Annotated in this window: 12 protein-coding genes and 2 pseudogenes; 2 read left to right on the top strand and 12 right to left on the bottom strand. The window is 71.4% G+C overall.

Annotation, left to right across the window (positions count from 1 at the left end; genetic code table 11):
• Positions 1 to 23: 23 nt before the first annotated feature.
• The 12 genes and pseudogenes from ABD355_RS03625 to ABD355_RS03570 all read right to left on the bottom strand — a co-directional run.
• A pseudogene (locus tag ABD355_RS03625) lies at positions 24 to 503 on the bottom strand (LuxR C-terminal-related transcriptional regulator); the annotation flags it as partial.
• A gap of 31 nt (positions 504 to 534) precedes the next feature.
• A pseudogene (locus ABD355_RS03620) lies at positions 535 to 837 on the bottom strand (ABC transporter substrate-binding protein); the annotation flags it as partial.
• A gap of 185 nt (positions 838 to 1022) precedes the next feature.
• Complete coding sequence (locus ABD355_RS03615; protein ID WP_344398549.1) at positions 1023 to 2981, bottom strand: ArnT family glycosyltransferase; 1959 nt, start codon at positions 2979 to 2981, stop codon at positions 1023 to 1025.
• A 70-nt stretch (positions 2982 to 3051) separates the two neighbouring features.
• Positions 3052 to 4137, bottom strand: coding sequence for an NlpC/P60 family protein (locus ABD355_RS03610; protein ID WP_344398548.1), 1086 nt, complete (start codon positions 4135 to 4137; stop codon positions 3052 to 3054).
• A gap of 43 nt (positions 4138 to 4180) precedes the next feature.
• The gene (locus ABD355_RS03605) at positions 4181 to 4663 is read right to left on the bottom strand and encodes a poly-gamma-glutamate biosynthesis protein PgsC/CapC (protein WP_344398547.1); all 483 of its coding nucleotides are present in this window, start codon (positions 4661 to 4663) and stop codon (positions 4181 to 4183) included.
• Positions 4660 to 6144: a poly-gamma-glutamate synthase PgsB gene (gene pgsB, locus ABD355_RS03600; RefSeq protein ID WP_344398546.1), complete on the bottom strand. Its 1485-nt coding sequence runs from the start codon at positions 6142 to 6144 to the stop codon at positions 4660 to 4662. Before pgsB ends, ABD355_RS03605 begins: the two co-directional genes overlap by 4 nt.
• A gap of 15 nt (positions 6145 to 6159) precedes the next feature.
• Complete coding sequence (locus ABD355_RS03595; RefSeq protein ID WP_344398545.1) at positions 6160 to 8403, bottom strand: HAMP domain-containing protein; 2244 nt, start codon at positions 8401 to 8403, stop codon at positions 6160 to 6162.
• Between the two features lie 309 nt (positions 8404 to 8712).
• Positions 8713 to 10062 (bottom strand): alpha/beta hydrolase family protein, encoded by a 1350-nt coding sequence (locus ABD355_RS03590; protein ID WP_344398544.1) that lies wholly within the window; start codon positions 10060 to 10062, stop codon positions 8713 to 8715.
• A 116-nt stretch (positions 10063 to 10178) separates the two neighbouring features.
• Positions 10179 to 11051 carry a helix-turn-helix domain-containing protein gene (locus ABD355_RS03585; RefSeq protein WP_344398543.1) on the bottom strand — a complete coding sequence of 291 codons (873 nt, stop codon included), beginning with the start codon at positions 11049 to 11051 and terminating at the stop codon, positions 10179 to 10181.
• Positions 11052 to 11175: 124 nt separating this feature from the next.
• On the bottom strand, positions 11176 to 11874 hold the full coding sequence (locus ABD355_RS03580; protein WP_344398542.1) for a type 1 glutamine amidotransferase domain-containing protein: 699 nt from the start codon (positions 11872 to 11874) through the stop codon (positions 11176 to 11178).
• Between the two features lie 24 nt (positions 11875 to 11898).
• Positions 11899 to 12288, bottom strand: coding sequence for a nuclear transport factor 2 family protein (locus tag ABD355_RS03575; protein WP_344398541.1), 390 nt, complete (start codon positions 12286 to 12288; stop codon positions 11899 to 11901).
• 45 nt (positions 12289 to 12333) lie between these two features.
• On the bottom strand, positions 12334 to 12933 hold the full coding sequence (locus ABD355_RS03570) for a flavodoxin family protein (RefSeq protein ID WP_344398540.1): 600 nt from the start codon (positions 12931 to 12933) through the stop codon (positions 12334 to 12336).
• Positions 12934 to 13172: 239 nt separating this feature from the next.
• On the opposite strand from ABD355_RS03570, the gene ABD355_RS03565 reads away from it, so the two are divergent.
• Entirely contained in the window at positions 13173 to 14585 is a 1413-nt protein-coding gene (locus tag ABD355_RS03565; protein WP_344398539.1) for an alpha/beta hydrolase, read from the top strand.
• A 236-nt stretch (positions 14586 to 14821) separates the two neighbouring features.
• A complete protein-coding gene (locus ABD355_RS03560) occupies positions 14822 to 15646 on the top strand; it encodes an IclR family transcriptional regulator (RefSeq protein WP_344398538.1) in 825 nt (274 codons plus the stop codon).
• Positions 15647 to 15773 lie beyond the last annotated feature (127 nt).

Below are 15773 nucleotides of genomic sequence, written 5' to 3'. Positions count from 1 at the left end.
TCCGCATACCGCTGTTCCGGACCTCAGGTGAGTTCCGGCAGGCCCCGGCGGACCGCCTCGGCGACCGCGGCCGCCCTGTTGTCGACACCGAGTTTGCGGTAGATGCGGACCAGATGGGTCTTGACGGTCGCCTCCGCCAGGTACAGAGCATCCGCGATGGAGCGGTTGCTGTGCCCGCCGGCCATCAACCGGACGACCTCTCTCTCCCGCTGCGTCAACTCCGGCGCGGGGCTGACGACCTGCCCGACGAGGTCGCCGACCACCTCCGCCGCGAGGCCCAGGCCGCCCTCGGCGGCGCTGCGCACGGCCCGGAACAGGTCCTCCGGCGGCCCCGCCTTGAGCACGTAGCCGCGCGCGCCGGCCTCCAGCGCACGCACGACGTCGGCCCGTCCGGAATAGCTCGTCAGCATCACCACCGGCATGCCCGGAGCCTCGGCGGCCAGCCGGCGGATCGCCTCGACCCCGTCGATGCCGGAATCCGTCCCCGCGAAACGCAGGTCCATTGCACGGCGGCACTCGGTTCGGACGTGCAGCTCTGCTGTAGTCGACGATCAGCGTCAGGTCGATGTCGGGGAAGCGGTCCTTGAAGGCGGCCTTGGTGCCGTCCTGCTGAGTCGGTGTGTCACCGCCGGCATAGACGACGAGCTTTCCGTCCTCCGCCAGAGCGGCCCGGTAGAGCTCGTCGAGCGACCTCGTCTCCTCCCGCCGGGACGATCGCCCCGACGCGGCGGCGGGAGAGGCCGACGCCGGAACCGCCGAGGCTCCGAAGGCACCGGCGCCTAGGGCGGCACCGGCACCCACGGCGAGGACACGTCGTCTGCTGGGGAAACTGGGCATGCCAAGAGACCTCTCTCAGGGGGTGGCGTGAAGGCCCGGTGCGCGCCACGGGCGTCGTCATTCTCGTGGGGCCCGATGGTGCTTCGCGTCGTCCGTGCGGAGCGATGAGGTCTCTCAGAGATGGAAGCCGTGTTCAACCGAACGGTTGAACACGGCTTCCAAGGCCTGCGGTCGGGAACGGCACCTCACCGCTGAGGGTTGCAGTCGTAGAGCGCGAAGGTGCCCGCGGTGCGGCGTCCGTAGGCGGTGGGCCGGATGCGGGTGCAGTGGGACTTCACCCAGGTGGTGGCGGGAGTGGTGGGGCGCTGGGTGGTGAGCAGCGCATAGCGCAGCTGGTCGGTGGTGACGAGGCTGCCGAGCTGCTGGGTGGTGGGAAAGGGGGTGCTGCCGGTGAAGCCGCCCATGACGAGGATGGGTTCGGACTTCGCGCGCAGCAGGGGCTCGGCGGTGTAGGCGGCCTGGGTGGCGAGCAGGTACTTCTCGCCGTGGCGGTGCGTGGTGAGGTAGTCGAGCAGGGCGGTGTCCCGGGCGTTGGGCTCACCGAGCCCTCTCCTTCGCGGAGCGTGGCGGGGATGCGCGTAGTACGACTTGCCGACCGGACCGGCCATCGGCGAGGTGGCCGCGCCCGCGTAGAGCGGGTTGAGGCCGGAGACGGCCCATCCGGCCGGTACGACCAGGGTGGCCGCGATCCCGGCGGTGAGGGCGGCGTGGACCCTCCGCGGGGAGGTGCGCGGCCCGCGGCTTGACAGGCCCACCACGCCGCACAGTGCGAGCATCACGGCGACCGGCAGCAGCCAGGAGACGAACCGGGTCGGCCAGTCGAGCACCAGCGCCCACGCCGCCGTCAGCGCGATCGCCGCCGGGAGCGCCAGGTGCCGCCGGCCGCCCACCTCGTGCTCCGCCTCCGGCTCCCATCCGGTATGCGCCTCAGGCTTGGGCTCGTGCTTCGCCTCGTACTCCGCTCGGAAGAGCGCGAGCCCGCCGCCGGCCAGCGCGGCGAGCGCCGGGGCGATGACGGCGGTGTAGTAGGCGTGGTTGCCGTTGGAGGTGCTGAACACCAGGGTGTGTACGGCCAGCCAGCCGCCCCACATCACAAATCCCGTGCGCAGCAGGTCGGTTCGCGGTTGGCCGGCGCGCCAGACGATGCCCAGGACCGCGGCGAGCACGGCGAGCGGCAGGAACCAGGCGACCTGCGGGCCGACGGTGTGGTTGATCAGCATGTTCCAGCCGGTGTTGCCGGTGGTGCGGCTGGCGGCGGTGCCCGCGACGGCACCGAAGGCGGTGGCATCGCTGCTGAAGCGGCTCAGGCCGTTGTAGCCGAAGACCAGGGCGAACGGATCGTTGTTGGACGTGCCGTCGAGGTAGGGGCGGCTCGCGGCCGGCGTCACCCAGGCGATCAGCACCCAGGAACAGGAGACCGCCAGGGAGACCGCACCGGCCAGCAGGACGCGCAGCGCCCGGTTCAACCGGGTTCCGGGCGCGGCGAGTTGGTAGACCGCGGCGAAGACCGGCAGCACCAGCCATGCCTGCAGCATCTTCGCCTGGAAGGCCAACCCGACCCAGACGCCGCAGGTGATCAGCGGCAGCAGCCGCTCGGTGCGCACCGCCTTCTGCAGCGCCCCGGCGGCCGCCACCAGGAGCAGGGTGAGCGCGGTGTCCGGGATGGTGGCACGGTTGAGCACCACGGTGACCGGGGTGAGGGTGAGCGTCAGCGCGGCGATCAGCGCGGCGAGCGGACCGGCCCAGGCCCGTACGATCCGGTGCAGCAGCCATACGGTGACGACGCCCTCGACGACCTGCGGAAGCGCGGCCGCCCAGGTGTGCGGGCCGAAGAGCCAGACGGAGACGGCGTCGGGCCAGAAGGCGCCGGGCAGCTTGTCGATGCTGATGGAGCCGCTCGCGTCGAGCCCGCCGAAGAAGAAGGCACGCCAGCTCTCGGACATCGACCGTATCGCCGCGCCGTAGAAGGGGTGGAGTGCGGCGTTCCCGATGCCCCAGGCGTACAGGACCGTGGCGACGACCAGCACCGCGGCGAGTGCCGGGCGCTCCCAGCGCGGGGTGTCTTCCGGCAGGCCGGAGCGGCGGCCGGGCTGCCGGCGGCCTCGGTGTGCTCCGGTGGGCCGGGCGGCGGGGATGGCGGTCATGGCAGTGGTCCTCGGATCAGCTGGTCAGGTGAGGCGGCGGTGCACAGGCGGCGGGATCAAGGCCGCGGGATCACAGGCGGCGGGCCGCCCGGAAGCCGCGGGCGTAGAAGTCGGTGCCGTCCAGCAGCGCGTGGCCCGACATGTCGCCCATGGTCGGGCCGTTGGCGGCGGAGCGGCTGGAGTAGAAGCGGTGCCGGCCCTGGTCGTCGAGGCCCATGTACATGCCGCAGTGGTCGATGAAGTCCGGCCGGTCCTTGATGATCGCGAAGAAGACCAGGTCGCCGGGTTGCAGGGCGCTCAGGTCGGTGGCCTGCTGCTTTCCGGTGTGCGCGATCACCACACGGCCGGGCCCGTGGGCGGCGATGGCGTACGCGCGGCGCGGCAGGCCGGGGCCCTTGGTGTTGGTGTTGTGCAGGGGGATGCCCATCCGGTAGCCCCACACCAGCCGTTGGAAGCCGGAGCAGTCGGCATCGCCGTAGCGGTCCTTCTCCGGCTGCACGCGCGTGCCGTCCGGGAAGGTCCAGGGCAGGCCCAGATAGTCGTAGAAGTCGGACTGTTCGTCGTGGAAGGCGAAGTCCAGCGGGTTGTTGACCGCGGCATTGCGCGGGCCGAAGTGTGCGGTGCCCGCGTAGCGCACGCCGGCGGCGTTGTGCTTGTCGGGCGCCCCGGCGCTGCTGTACTGGAACGCCACCGCGAAGACGTCCGGGCTGGTGTCGCCGAGCGCCTTGCGGAACCAGCTCCGGAACGAGGCGGACTTCTCCGTGCCCCGCTGCCACTCGTGCGGCAGCACCCGCACCCAGGCGTCCGTGGTCACCTTGGCCTCGGTGGTCCGCGGCTCGCTGAAGGTGCGGGTGGGGCCGGTGAGGACGGCCGTACGGGCTCCGTCGGTGAACGTGGCGAGCGTGCTGCCGTCGGCGGCGCGGACCACGGTGCGGGCGGGGGCGGACAGCCGCTCGAAGGTGTGGGCGCCGGTGGCGTGGGCGCTCGGGCCGGTACCCGTCTGGTCGGCGACCGTACCGCCGTGGTCGTCGCCGCCCTGCCTGAGGTGGTCCCAGGCGTACCCGCCCACCACCCCGGCGGCCGCGACGCCCGCGATCGTTCCGAGCACATTGCGGCGAGTGGGGTTGCTGCGTCGGCCGACGGGTTTGGAGTGCATGGCGATCCTCCTTGAAGTGTGAGGTGAGAGGCGGCTGGGCAGGTCAGCCGGTGGGCAGGGCGCCCATCAACAGGCCGGAGACCAGCACGACGTACGTGGCCAGCGTCACCGCCGTGGTCGAGATGACCGTGGCCGCCATGGGCTGCCGGACCATCTGGTAGGAGATCAGGCCGGGGACGATGAAGCCAAGGGTCTGTGACGTGTACAGCAACGGGAACTCATGGCTGAGGGCGAGCATCACGGTGGTCTGCATCACCACCGCGCACAGCACCACGGCGGCGAACAGCCGCTTGCCGTAGAGGATCACCGTGCGCTGCAGCAGCTTGGTCATGAAGTACGTGGCTCCCGCCACAACGACCATCAGCCCGGCCATCCGCACATCGGTGACGAGCGTGAGGGCGATCCAGCCCGGGGTGATCATCCCCCCGGGGGACAGGTTGGTGGTCAGATAGCAGACGAGCGAGAAGACCAGCCCGAGGGCGATCCCGAGTGCGGCGGTCTGCGGGGTGAGGTTGGCGGGGATCACGGGTTCCTCGTGGACTGGGGCGGATCGTAGGAGTGGTACCGGTCGTCGTGGGAGTGGTGCGGGTCGTCCGCGGTGCTCCGGTCCTCGGGCCGGCCATGGCGCGCGGCGAACCGGCGCGCGAGTTCGCGTTGCTCGGGGATGCGGAGGGCGTACGTCGGTGTCTCCAGCGGCGCCACCCAGCTGTACGGCTCCGGCTCGGGCGGCCTGGCCACCGAGACCCGCGGCCGCGGCAGGGCGATCTGCATCGTCTCCTGGTCCAGGCCGTCGCCGTCGGGAACGGCGTCGAACGGGTCCTCGGAGTCGTCCAGCGGCAGCTCGGCGAGGCACTCCAGGAACAGCTCGCCCTGACCGTGGATGTTGCCGATCGCCACCAGCGAGGACGCCGGGCCCAGTTCGGCGAGCATCGCCGCGGTGAGCTCCTCGGGGTCCCGGCGGTCGCCGCCGAGATCCACCACCCGCCCGGTGAAGCCGGCGGGAATCGCATCCCGGGCGCTCCGGGTCGGATGGCCGATCAGGAACACCGTCTCGGCGGCGAGGTCGGGGACGATGGCGCCCATCTGGCCGTTGCGCTCCACCCGGTCCGGGCGGCAGTTGATGACCACGCTGATCGGCCGTCTGATCGCGCCCAGATCCTCCAGCTGCTTCACGTTCATCAGCGTCGACTCGGGGTCGTTGGCCGCGAAGACGTTGGCGAACCGCAGCTTCTTGCCCTCGGGGGTGACGTAGCGCTCCACCGACAGCACGCCCGGGTCGGGGGGCGCGTCCCACATGCCCTGCATCGCGGTCTGCCGCTCCACGCCGAGCAGTTCGGCGACGGCGAGCGCGATCGCCACGTTCTCCTTGAAGGTGAACCAGCTGAAACCGCGCAGTTCGGCGTCGGTCACCGACTCCGGATCGACCGCGATCAGACGGCAGTTCCGCTTGTCGGCCTCTTCCTGGAGGATGTGCAGCCGGTCCTTCTCCGCCGTCACGCACACCCCGCCGACCGGCATCGAGCGGGAGAGCGAGCGGGCGACGTCGTCCAGCGTCGGCCCCATCTCCTCCAGATGGTCCTCGCGGACATTGCACAGCACGCCGATCGTGGAACGGATCAGCTTCTCCTGATTGGTCTCCTGCAGCGCCGGCATCACCGCCATGCACTCGATGACCAGCGCGTCCGGCCGGTAGGTCGCCGCCCGCCGTACGATGCCGATCTGCTCGACGATGTTGGAGATGCCGAACTTCCGGTAGACCGGTTCCTCGGTGGCATCCGGATGGATGAACCGGGCCGCGGTGCCGGTGGTCTTGGCCACCGTGACCAGGCCGCCGCCGCGCAGCGCCCCCGCACACAGCCGGGTGATCGAACTCTTGCCGCGGATGCCGTTGACCAGCACCCGCGTCGGTATCTGCTCCAGCGAGGCGAAGTGCCGCCGCTGCTCCAGGATTCCGGCGATCCACAGGCCGACGCAGCACAGCAGGACGATGACATAAAGGAAGAGCACGCCGATTCCGTCCTTCTACCGCTGGAGGGTGTTCTCACGCAGGGGCTGGGAGGGCACGGCGGCGGGGCCGGACCTGGCCGCCCGGTCGCGCTCCGCCAGGGCCTGGCGGATCAGCTCCAGGCTGCGGGTGACCGAGCCGATCTCGTCGTGGTTGACCGGATGCAGCACGGTACGGCGGTCTCCGCCGGCGAGCCGCTCGACGAGGACGGCGACCGCGCGCAGCGGCCGGACCACCACGACATGCAGCCAGCCCAGGCAGGCCGCGCCCACGGCGAGCCCCAGGATGCCGGCGAGCATGGTGCGCTGCTCGGCCTGCACCGCGGGGATCTGGAGCGCTGCCGCGGGCTCCGCGGTCACCACGTGCCAGCCCAGGCGGGCCGTCGGACCGCTCTGCGCCAGCGGCGCGGCGGCGTCGACCGAGGGACCGGAGGACGTCAGGTGCACCGCCGAGGTCGCCGTGCCCGCGGTTCCCGGGGCGCTCTGGGTGGAGCGGGCGAGACGGGTCAGGCCGGGGTCGGGCAGCGACTGGAAGGCCTGGTAGCCCACGCTGGCCGCCAGCACCTTCTCGTGGCTGTCCGTCACCCAGACGCTGCCCAGCTTCGGCCTGGGCAGCACGGAGTTGAGCGCCTTCACGTCGATCTCGCCGAACAGGACCACCCCGGCCGCCCTGGTCTTGCCCTTGACGGCCCGGACCTGCGTGTAGGCGGCGATCGCCGGGATGCGGCCCGAGGTGTTGACGGTGGTGATGCCGCCGCCGTCGGGCACGTGGACGAGGGTGCGCAGCGGTGTGTCGCCCACCCTCAGCGTGATCCCGCCCGAGCGGTCCAGGAGATACAGCGAGCGGTACTGCTTGTGATCGGCGAGGGCGCGCCGCAGGACCTCGGCCTGGGCGGCCCGGCTCCTGCCCGGCAGGCCCCCGGCCGCGGCGGTCAGGTCGGTGTACGACTGGTCGAGGGACTGCCGGATCCGGTTCGTCGCGATCTCGGTGCGTGCCTGCTGGTCGGCGAGGACCGGAGCGGGAACCGCGGTCGTGGTGTCCGCCCGGTTCAGCAGGGTGATCATCGGCACCGCCCAGAAGCCGACCACGACGACGCCGACCACGGCGAGCGCCCGGTAGCCCGGTCCGCGCCGGGCCGGGAACTCCTGCGGGCCGCTCTCGCCGAGCAGTTGCCGGCGCAGTGCGTCCAGCGCCCGCCCGATGCGGGCCAGTTCCCCGAAGCCATGCACCGGAACCGGCCGGGACAGCTCCTCCGACGCGGACGGCCAGTCCTGGGTAGCACCCCGGGCCAGGCGGCCGGCGGACAGATACAGCCGCAGCAGTGGCCGCTGCACGGAGAAGTACAGAGCGAGGCCGAGCAGCAGCGCGACACCGGCCAGCGATGCGGCGGCCTCGAGCGCGAAGCGCGAGTAGTCGGCGGTGGTGGTCGTGGCGGGCACCGTGTGGGAGGTGAGCACCACCAGACCGAGGCGGTCGGTGTCACCCGGGCCGGTCGTCGAGGCGACCTGGGCCCAGCCGGCCACGGTGCGTCGGCTGCCGGTGGTGGCACCCTGCAGGCTTCCCGAGGCGTCGGTGGCGGCCCCGGATGCGTGTGCCGCGCGGGCCGCCGCCGTGGACAGGCCGCTGTCGGCGGTGACCGACGACGCCTTGCCGTGGACGGCAGTGGCGAGTGCCGTTCCGCTCGCGTCCAGCACCTCGGCGGTGCGTCCGTCGCCGTAGGCCGCGACGGAGGGGAGCGCCTCGGAGACCACCAGCAGCCACTGCCGATCGGGCCGGTTCGGGGCCTGGTAGTCCTGGTCGGGGTCCTCCTGCTGGGCGGGCAGCGTGACCCTGGCGAAGTACAGCAGTTGCGGACTGCCGCCTGACGTCACCAGGCGCGGCGGAACCGTCCCGGACGCCGTCCTGGCGGCGTCCACCCCGGCCAGCGGCACCGTCCGGCCGCCGGCCGCCAGCAGCGTCCCGGTGTGCCGGTCGAGCAGCGCACTGCCGAGGACCGCTTTCCTGGCCGAGGTCAGCGCCTTGAGCGTGGTCACGGGGGTGGCTGTGCTCGTCGCCGGGTACGCGCTCGCGGTACGGCGCACCGTGCTCGCCTCGGCGTCGATCGCGGTGCGCATCGACTGCGCGGTGTCCGCGGCGATCTGCTGCTCGCCGTTCAACACGGCCTGCGGGACGGGCTCGGCGTGGACGCCGCCGAGGCCGATCACGGTCAGAACGGCGACGACGAGCAGAAGTATGACAAGTGAGGCGATGGGCGGGCGCACCCCGCCAAGCATCGGCATATCGGCGCGGCGGCGGATGCGGTGTCGGCGCGGCGCCCGGGGTGCGGAGGGCAGGGGAACGGGTCCTTCCTCAACTGGCGTCGAGCGCCCAAATGTTCGAGAGAGCGAACATCCTAGCTCCCGCCTGTCACGTAACCATCACACTTTCGCCCCATGTGACGTACGTGTTAATTCGAATTCACGGGAACGCCGAACGGCGGCCGTGCATGCCATCTCGGCACGCGGAAGGGCGGACCTGCAAGCAGGCCCGTCCTTTCGAACGCGTGCTCAGCTGTCCGGTCGACTCTCCGCTCAGCGGACGAAAGAGATCTCCGGGTACTTGGCGGTCGGCCCGTCGAGCAGGGTGCTGTGCTTGTGGCGCAGCGTCTGGTCGAAGAAGGCGGCGAGGTAGTCGCGCTGGACCTGGACCGCCCGGGCCGGGTCGATCGTGCCGTACTGCTGCTGGATCTGATCCTGGGAGAGGCCGAGCAGGCCCGCCTCCTGCGGCACCATCCACTCCTGGTCGCAGAACGACAGGTGCGCTGCGCCATGGAGCTTGATGTCGACCTTGTACCCCTTCAGATGCGACCACAGCGTGCGCCACGAACCGTCGTTGTTGCGGTTGTGGGTGCCGGAGCTGAAGAGCATGAAGGGGCGGTCCAGGTCCTTGCTCGGCGCCGTCCCGAAGAACTGGCCGTCAAGGTCTGCGCCGGCGGCGATGCGCTTGTCGAGCTGCATGGCGGTGTCGACCGCCCCGCCGCCCAGCGACCAGCCGAACATCCCGATACGGGACATGTCCACCGATTGCGTCAGACCGGCGGGGAGCGTCGCATGGCCGGCGTCCGGATTGCCGCCACTGCTGATCTTGCCGAGCGCGTTGATGACGAACTTGATGTCGGCCGCGCGCACCTTGAGCGTGTCGGAGGAGTGGGTGCCCGCCGGCATCGCGTTGAGTTCGAGCCGGTTGCCGGGGAACTGCACCTCGTTGGCGTCGTGGGTGTGGTCGACGGTGACGACGAGGTAGCCGCGGCTGGCCAGATCCTGGGCGAGCGCGGTGCCCTGCGCGCGGTCCGAGTGCAGCCCGGTCGAGTAGAGCAGGACGGGCAGCTTGCCGAGCGAGGTCTTCACCGGGGCGAGGACATGGCCCGCGGTCGTCGGCAGGGTGACCTGCTGCGGCGACATCCCGTGCGTGGTGAGGTAGTGGTTCCCGGAGATCGACGGCATCCACGGCGCCTGGTAGTGCCCGGACGTGGCGGTGGCCGGATACCAGAGCGAGACCATCACCTCGCGCTTGCCGCCCACATACGGATCCGTACGGGACGAGTCGACGAGATGCAGGCCGACCATGCCCACGCTGTTCGGCCCGGTCGGCGCGGGCATCTTGAGCTGCAGGGCGGACGCGGCCGTGCGGTTCGACGTGAACGCCTCCGGGTGTACCGACTTCTGGGCCAGCGGCCCCTCGTCGTTCTCGGGCGCCCAGTCCGGTTTCGAATTCGGCTCGGGCTCGTCGGGTGAGAACCCGGTGGCCGTGGGCGTGTCGGACGTCTTCCCGGCGGCCATCGCCGGCGTTATCCCCACACCCAGCGCGACGGCCAGTGCACCGGCCGAACCGACCGCTCTGGCGACGGCTCTGCTACGGGGCCGCGGGCGGCGGTGTTTCATGGAACCCCCTTGTTCGTCAGCGATCGTAGAACGCGCGATCGACTGCCGCATACCGTACAGCCACGGCCAGGGGTGTATTCACGCGCCCGGGTCACTGCCAGGCAGCAGGGGGAGCCTCACTGCGCGGCGACGCTCCCGGACGCCAGCACGTTCTGGTCGGCGGCCCAGGAGGCCAGGAGGCGCAAGCCGTCGTGGGAAGGGGTTTCGGGTGCGGCGGTCCACACGATGATGTGCTGGTCGGGGTCGGTGGCGCAGGTCAACGTGTGCCAGTCGAGGGTGAGTTCACCGACCACGGGATGGCGCAGCCGCTTGGTCCCCGTCGTCCGCAGGGCCACGTCGTGGGCGGCCCACCACTGGCGGAACTGCGGGTCACGCGCGGAGAGTTCCTCGACCAGGGCGGCAAGCCGCGGGTCGTCGGGATGGCGGGCGCTCTCCATGCGCAGCTGCGCGATGGCCAGCCGGGTGACCTCTTCCCAGTCCGCGTACAGCCGGCGCATGGCGGGCTCGGTGATCAGCAGGCGGAGGTAGAGCCGCTCCGGCTCCGGGATCTTTCCGAAGTCGGCGAACAGGGCGGCGGCCAGACGGTTCCAGCCCACCACCTCGGTATGGCGGCCGATCACGAACGCGGGGGTGTTGCTGAGATCGTCGAGCATGCGCTGCAGCTGGGGGTCCACCTGCCGGCGGTCGCTGCCGCGGTGGCGCACGTTCTTGCCCGCGAGCTCGAAGAGATAGGCGCGCTGGTCCTCGCTCAGGCGCAGCACCCGCGCGAGCTCGCTCAGCAGCGGGACGGACGGCTGCAGGCGGCCCTGCTCGACCCGGGTGTAGTAGTCGGTGCTGATCGCTGCCAGCACGGAGACCTCCTCGCGGCGCAGGCCCGGTACCCGCCGCGACTGACCGCTGTGGGGCAGCCCCAGCTCGGCGGGGTTGATCTCGGCACGGCGAGCCTTGAGGAATTCCCCGAGTTCGTTCAGATGAGGGTCCCTGCTCATGGACGACAGCCTGACACGGAATCGTGGACCATGGGGAGAGACGGATTCCTCCCTGGACAAACCCCGCAACGCCCTCCGGCGGTCCGAGGAGCAAGGCCCCTGGACCACCGTGGGCGCGCCACCGTCAGCTCAAGGCTTTGGTCACTTCCCGGGCCAGCGGGACGGCCGAGTACGGGTTCTGGCCGGTGTAGAGGGTGCGGTCCACCTCGACGTGCGGGGTGAACGGCTCGGTCTCGCGGTAGTCCGCGCCCAGCTCGGCCACCAGACGGTCCTGGAGCAGCCACTTCGCCCGGTCGGCGAGGCCGTTCTGGGTCTCTTCGGCGTTGGACAGCCCGGTCAGGCGGTAGCCGTGGAACGGGGACCTGCCGTCGGCGTCCACGGTGGACAGCAGTGCGGCGGGGCCGTGGCACACCAGCGACACGGGCTTGCCGGAGGCGAGCCACTCGATCAGCAGCCGGCCGGTCTCGGCGTCGTCCGACAGGTCCTCCATCGGGCCCCAGCCACCGGGGACGAAGACGGCGTCGTAGTCGGCGATCCCGACGTCCTCGATGCGCATCGGGTTCGCCAGTTCCGTCGCCTCGCGCAGCGCGCTCCGCATCCGCTCGGCGCCCTCCTCGCCGCCGTTGAACTCCGGCGTCAGGCTGAGCGCGTCCGCGGTCGGCGGGACGCCGCCCGGCGTGGCCGCGGCGATCTCGTACCCCGCCTCCTTGAAGACGGCGTACGGGCCGAGGGCCTCCTCGGCCCAGAAGCCGGCCGGCTGCCGGTGTCCGTCGGCCAGGGTCCAGTGGTCGGCGGCGGTGACGAGGAAGAGGATCTTCGCCATGGTTTCTCCCCGGGGTGGGCGCGGTCAGGCGGTCAGGGCCCGCTGGACGGTGTGGCTGTCGGCGGCCTGGAACAGGTGGGTGAGCCTGCCGTCGCGCACGGTCCACAGGTGGATGAAGCGGGCGTCCGACTCATGACCGGACTTGGACACGGCGTGGTAGTGGCCGCGGACGAAGACGTGCTCGCCGGCGTCGTAGAACTCCTCGGCGACCCCGCCGAAGGAGGTGAACTCGGGCGCGAGCCGGCCGAAGAAGTCGCTGCCGGCGCTCGCCCAGGTGTGGTAGACGCCGCCGTAGGGGAAGCCGGGGGTGATGTCCCAGACGATGGCGGGGTCGATGACCTCGGCGACCACGTCCGGTGCCATGCCGGAGTCGTAGAGCCGGCGGACGAGGGCGACGTTCGGGGATTCGGGCATGACGGGGCTCCGTAAGTGGTGGGGTGGGTCGGGACAGGTTTTCGGTCAGGCCGCGAGGGCGGCGCGGCCGGCGCGGAAGAACGCGGTCTGCCGCGCGACGCGGGCGCCGAGGCCCTCGGCGGTGGCGATGTCGGACTTGTGGACGGCATCCGGGCCGGCGTCGACGGGCGTCTGGGCACCGGCCCCGACGAAGTAGCCGAGGCGGTTGATGTCGTGCTCGCTGCCCGCGGTGGAGGCCCAGCCCGGCTGCACGCCCAGGCTGATCCAGTGCATCCCGTGCTGGGCGGCCATGGTGAAGAAGTAGCCCAGGGTGGAGGACTTGTCGCCGTTCTTGGCGCCCGAGTTGGTGAACCCGGCGGCGATCTTGTCGGCCCAGGTCTGGGTGTACCAGCGCTTGCTGGAGGCCTCGGCGAAGGCGTGGAAGGCCGCGGATGCGGTGCCCATGTAGGTGGGCGCGCCGAAGATGATCGCGTCCGCGGCGTCGAGCTGCGCCCACTGCTCCTCGGTGATGGCGTCCACGGGGACGGAGATCACGTCGGCGCCCGCGTCCGCCGCGCCGCGTGCAACGGCCTCGGCGATGACTGCGGTGTGGCCGTAGCCCGAGTGGAAGGCGACGGCGACAGTGGGTCGGCCGGAATCGGACATGGTGGTGGTGCTCCTCGAAAGGCGAATACAGGGGGATGGCTGCCAGCATGGCACCGGATGCGCACCTTGTGAGGGGGAGGAAAATTGCCCCGGTACGGGATTCTCCGAGGTGAACGGCCATGCCACCCCACGAAGAACCGCCAATGTTGTGCATTCCATTGACGGCAGCAAAAAAAGGGCCCTACATTCCTCGGCGTGTTCGCTCAGTGCACTGAGCATCTGTCCCGAGGAGCCGCACCATGCCTGCCGGAACCCGTACCCGCATTCCCCGCACCCGTCTGCGCATCGCCCTGACCGCCCTGGTCACACTGGCGTCCGCGGCGCTCACCACTCTCCCCTCACCGGCCGCCCAGGCCGACGCCCCGGCCGCCGGCCAGCTCACCGGCACCCTCTCCGACGGCGCCACCTGGATCGCGGACGTACCCGACCACTGGAACGGCACCCTGCTGCTGTTCAGCCACGGCTTCGGCCCCACCGTCGCCAGGGACGCCCCCACCGACGCCGTGCGCACCGAGCTGCTCGCCGAGGGCTACGCCATGGCCGGCTCGTCGTACGACCCCCATGGCTCGATGTGGGCCCTGAACAGCGCCGAACGCGACCAGTTCGCCACGCTCGGCGCCGTCACCGCGGAGATCGGAACGCCGCGGCGCACCCTGGCCATCGGCCAGTCCATGGGAGGGCTCGTCAACGCGCAGCTCGCCCGGGACGGCGGCGGGCGCATCGACGGTGCGCTCGGCCAGTGCGGTCTGGTCGCGGGCGGCACGGATCTGGACAACTACCAGCTGGACGCCGAGTACACCATCGCCCGGCTGCTGCTGCCCGGACAGGACGTGAAGCTCGTGCGGTTCGGCACCTCCGCCGAGGCGTCCGCCACCGCCGACCTGCTCACCAGGGCGGTCACCGCGGCGCAGTCCACCCCGCAGGGCCGGGCCAGGGTCGCGTTGGCCGCCGCCTTCCTCAACCTGCCCGCCTGGTCGCCCGGGAAGGACCGGCCCGCCGCGACCGACTGGGCGGGCCAGGAGGCGCAGCAGTACGACTGGTTCGCGCAGGGCATCCTGTCGTTCGTCGAGGGCGGCAGGTACGCCGTAGAGCAGTCCGTCGGCGGCGACAACTCCTGGAACCTGGGCGTGGATTACGCCCGTCTGCTGGCCGGCTCGGAACATGCTTCCCAGGTGCGTGCCCTCTACCGGGCGGCCGGTCTCGACCTGCGGGCCGAACTGCGCACGCTGACCGAGGGCGCCGCGATCACCGCCGATCCCGCCGCCGTCCGCACCGCGCAGCGGACCTCCTCCGCGGGCCAGGGCCTCGAGGTGCCCCTGCTCGACGTGCACACCACCGCCGACAACCTCGTCCCGGTGCAGCAGGAGAACCGCTTCGCCGCCCGCGTGCGTGCCTCCGGCGACGGCGCGCTGCTGCGCCAGGCCTACGTCGAGCGGCAGGGCCACTGCGCGTTCACCACCGCCGAGACCGTGGCCGCCCTGCACGCTCTCGAACACCGTGTCACCACCGGGCGTTGGGACGATGCCGCGACCCCGGCAGCGCTCCAGCGGTCCGCCACCGCGCTCGGTCTGGACGGAGCGGCGTATGTCCCGTACCGTCCGGCCCGCTTGACGGTCGGCCGCGACCGCCCGGCGGACCCCACCGGGCGCTGAAGCCGGAACCGCTGATGCCGCTCGGGGCACTGTCCCGAGCGGTCGCGGACTCTCGGAGGCGAGGCGGCCGTGCTCCCCAGCGGCTGACCATATCGATGTCCTGCTCCCGTTTGTGGTGGAGCCGTGATGGTCGGGTCCGGGTGGGCGGACCGACCGGACGGGTCACTACCTTGGTAACCAAGGGACAGGCCGTCCGCCCTGTGTGGGACGGCGCAGCCTTAACGGGGAGCAGGGATATGAGCAAGCGCGGCACGTTAGGCGGCAGCGCGCACGCCGACCGGGTGTTCCGGGTCCAGCGGGCGTTCACAGAGGTCGAAGGGCAGATGCACGGCCCCGGTGAGTTGGCGGAGGTGACCGGGCTTGACGACTCCACCGTTCACCGCATCCTCCAGTCGGGCGTCTATGACGGCATCTTCGCCCGCGAGGGGCACGGTCTGTACCGGCTGGGGGCCGGCGCCGCACGGCTTGGGCTGAAGTCCCTCGCGCACGCGCCCAACGAGCGTGTCGTGCACGCCGTTCTGGAGGATCTGCACGCGGCCACCGACGGAGGGCTGGCGTTCCTGTTCGCCCTGGCGCCCTTCGGAGGGGCCGGGAAGCAGTGCCTGGACATGGCTGTCGGCACGTCGGACCTGTCCGAACTCGGGATCACCCACAGGGCGTTCATGGAGGTCTGCCGGTCGCTGCGGACCGGAGCCGCAGGGCGGGCCATCCTCGCGTTCCTGCCGAAGGTCATCCAGGACCGGGTGCTGGCCGAGCCGGTCCCGGACGGGGCGGGGCCGGGCGCGTACCGCGACAACGCGCGGCTGCTGGCCTCCCTGGAGTCCGTCCGCAGGGACGGGCTCGCGGCCGACGTCGAGGAGTGGGCGGCGGGCTGGGTAGGCTGCGCGGCGCCCGTCCGGTGGGACGGGCTGATCATGGGGTCCGTGGCCGTGCTGAAGCCCGGGCACGACATGTCGGCGTGGCCCGGGCCCGCCGTACGGGCCGTGCAGCGGGCCGCCGCGCGCTTCACCCCTGCGGACGACGACGGGCCCTGGTCGGCGGAGGCCCCGGGCTCGTACTGAGCATTTCATTGTCCGACGTCCATTGAACGGTACGGCCGCGCAAATTCGCCGTACCGGAAATTCACCGGGCCTCGACCTCGGCGTACCCGCGACGGCTGCTCCTATTCGGGCGGATCCTCTTCTTCTC

The organism is Streptomyces longisporus, from assembly GCF_039532765.1.
In the GTDB taxonomy this organism is placed as follows: Bacteria; Actinomycetota; Actinomycetes; order Streptomycetales; family Streptomycetaceae; genus Streptomyces; species Streptomyces longisporus.
The sequence above is the reverse complement of the archived record's forward strand: the minus strand, read 5'-3'. Positions and strand labels throughout refer to the sequence as shown.

Coding starts and splice junctions, on each gene's coding strand:
- ABD355_RS03575 (WP_344398541.1), bottom strand. CDS start 12,288: ATGCCCGAATCCCCGAACGTCGCCCTCGTCCGCCGGCTCTACGACTCC.
- ABD355_RS03560 (WP_344398538.1), top strand. CDS start 14,822: ATGAGCAAGCGCGGCACGTTAGGCGGCAGCGCGCACGCCGACCGGGTG.
- ABD355_RS03565 (WP_344398539.1), top strand. CDS start 13,173: ATGCCTGCCGGAACCCGTACCCGCATTCCCCGCACCCGTCTGCGCATC.
- ABD355_RS03570 (WP_344398540.1), bottom strand. CDS start 12,933: ATGTCCGATTCCGGCCGACCCACTGTCGCCGTCGCCTTCCACTCGGGC.
- ABD355_RS03580 (WP_344398542.1), bottom strand. CDS start 11,874: ATGGCGAAGATCCTCTTCCTCGTCACCGCCGCCGACCACTGGACCCTG.
- ABD355_RS03610 (WP_344398548.1), bottom strand. CDS start 4,137: ATGCACTCCAAACCCGTCGGCCGACGCAGCAACCCCACTCGCCGCAAT.
- ABD355_RS03590 (WP_344398544.1), bottom strand. CDS start 10,062: ATGAAACACCGCCGCCCGCGGCCCCGTAGCAGAGCCGTCGCCAGAGCG.
- ABD355_RS03615 (WP_344398549.1), bottom strand. CDS start 2,981: ATGACCGCCATCCCCGCCGCCCGGCCCACCGGAGCACACCGAGGCCGC.
- ABD355_RS03585 (WP_344398543.1), bottom strand. CDS start 11,051: ATGAGCAGGGACCCTCATCTGAACGAACTCGGGGAATTCCTCAAGGCT.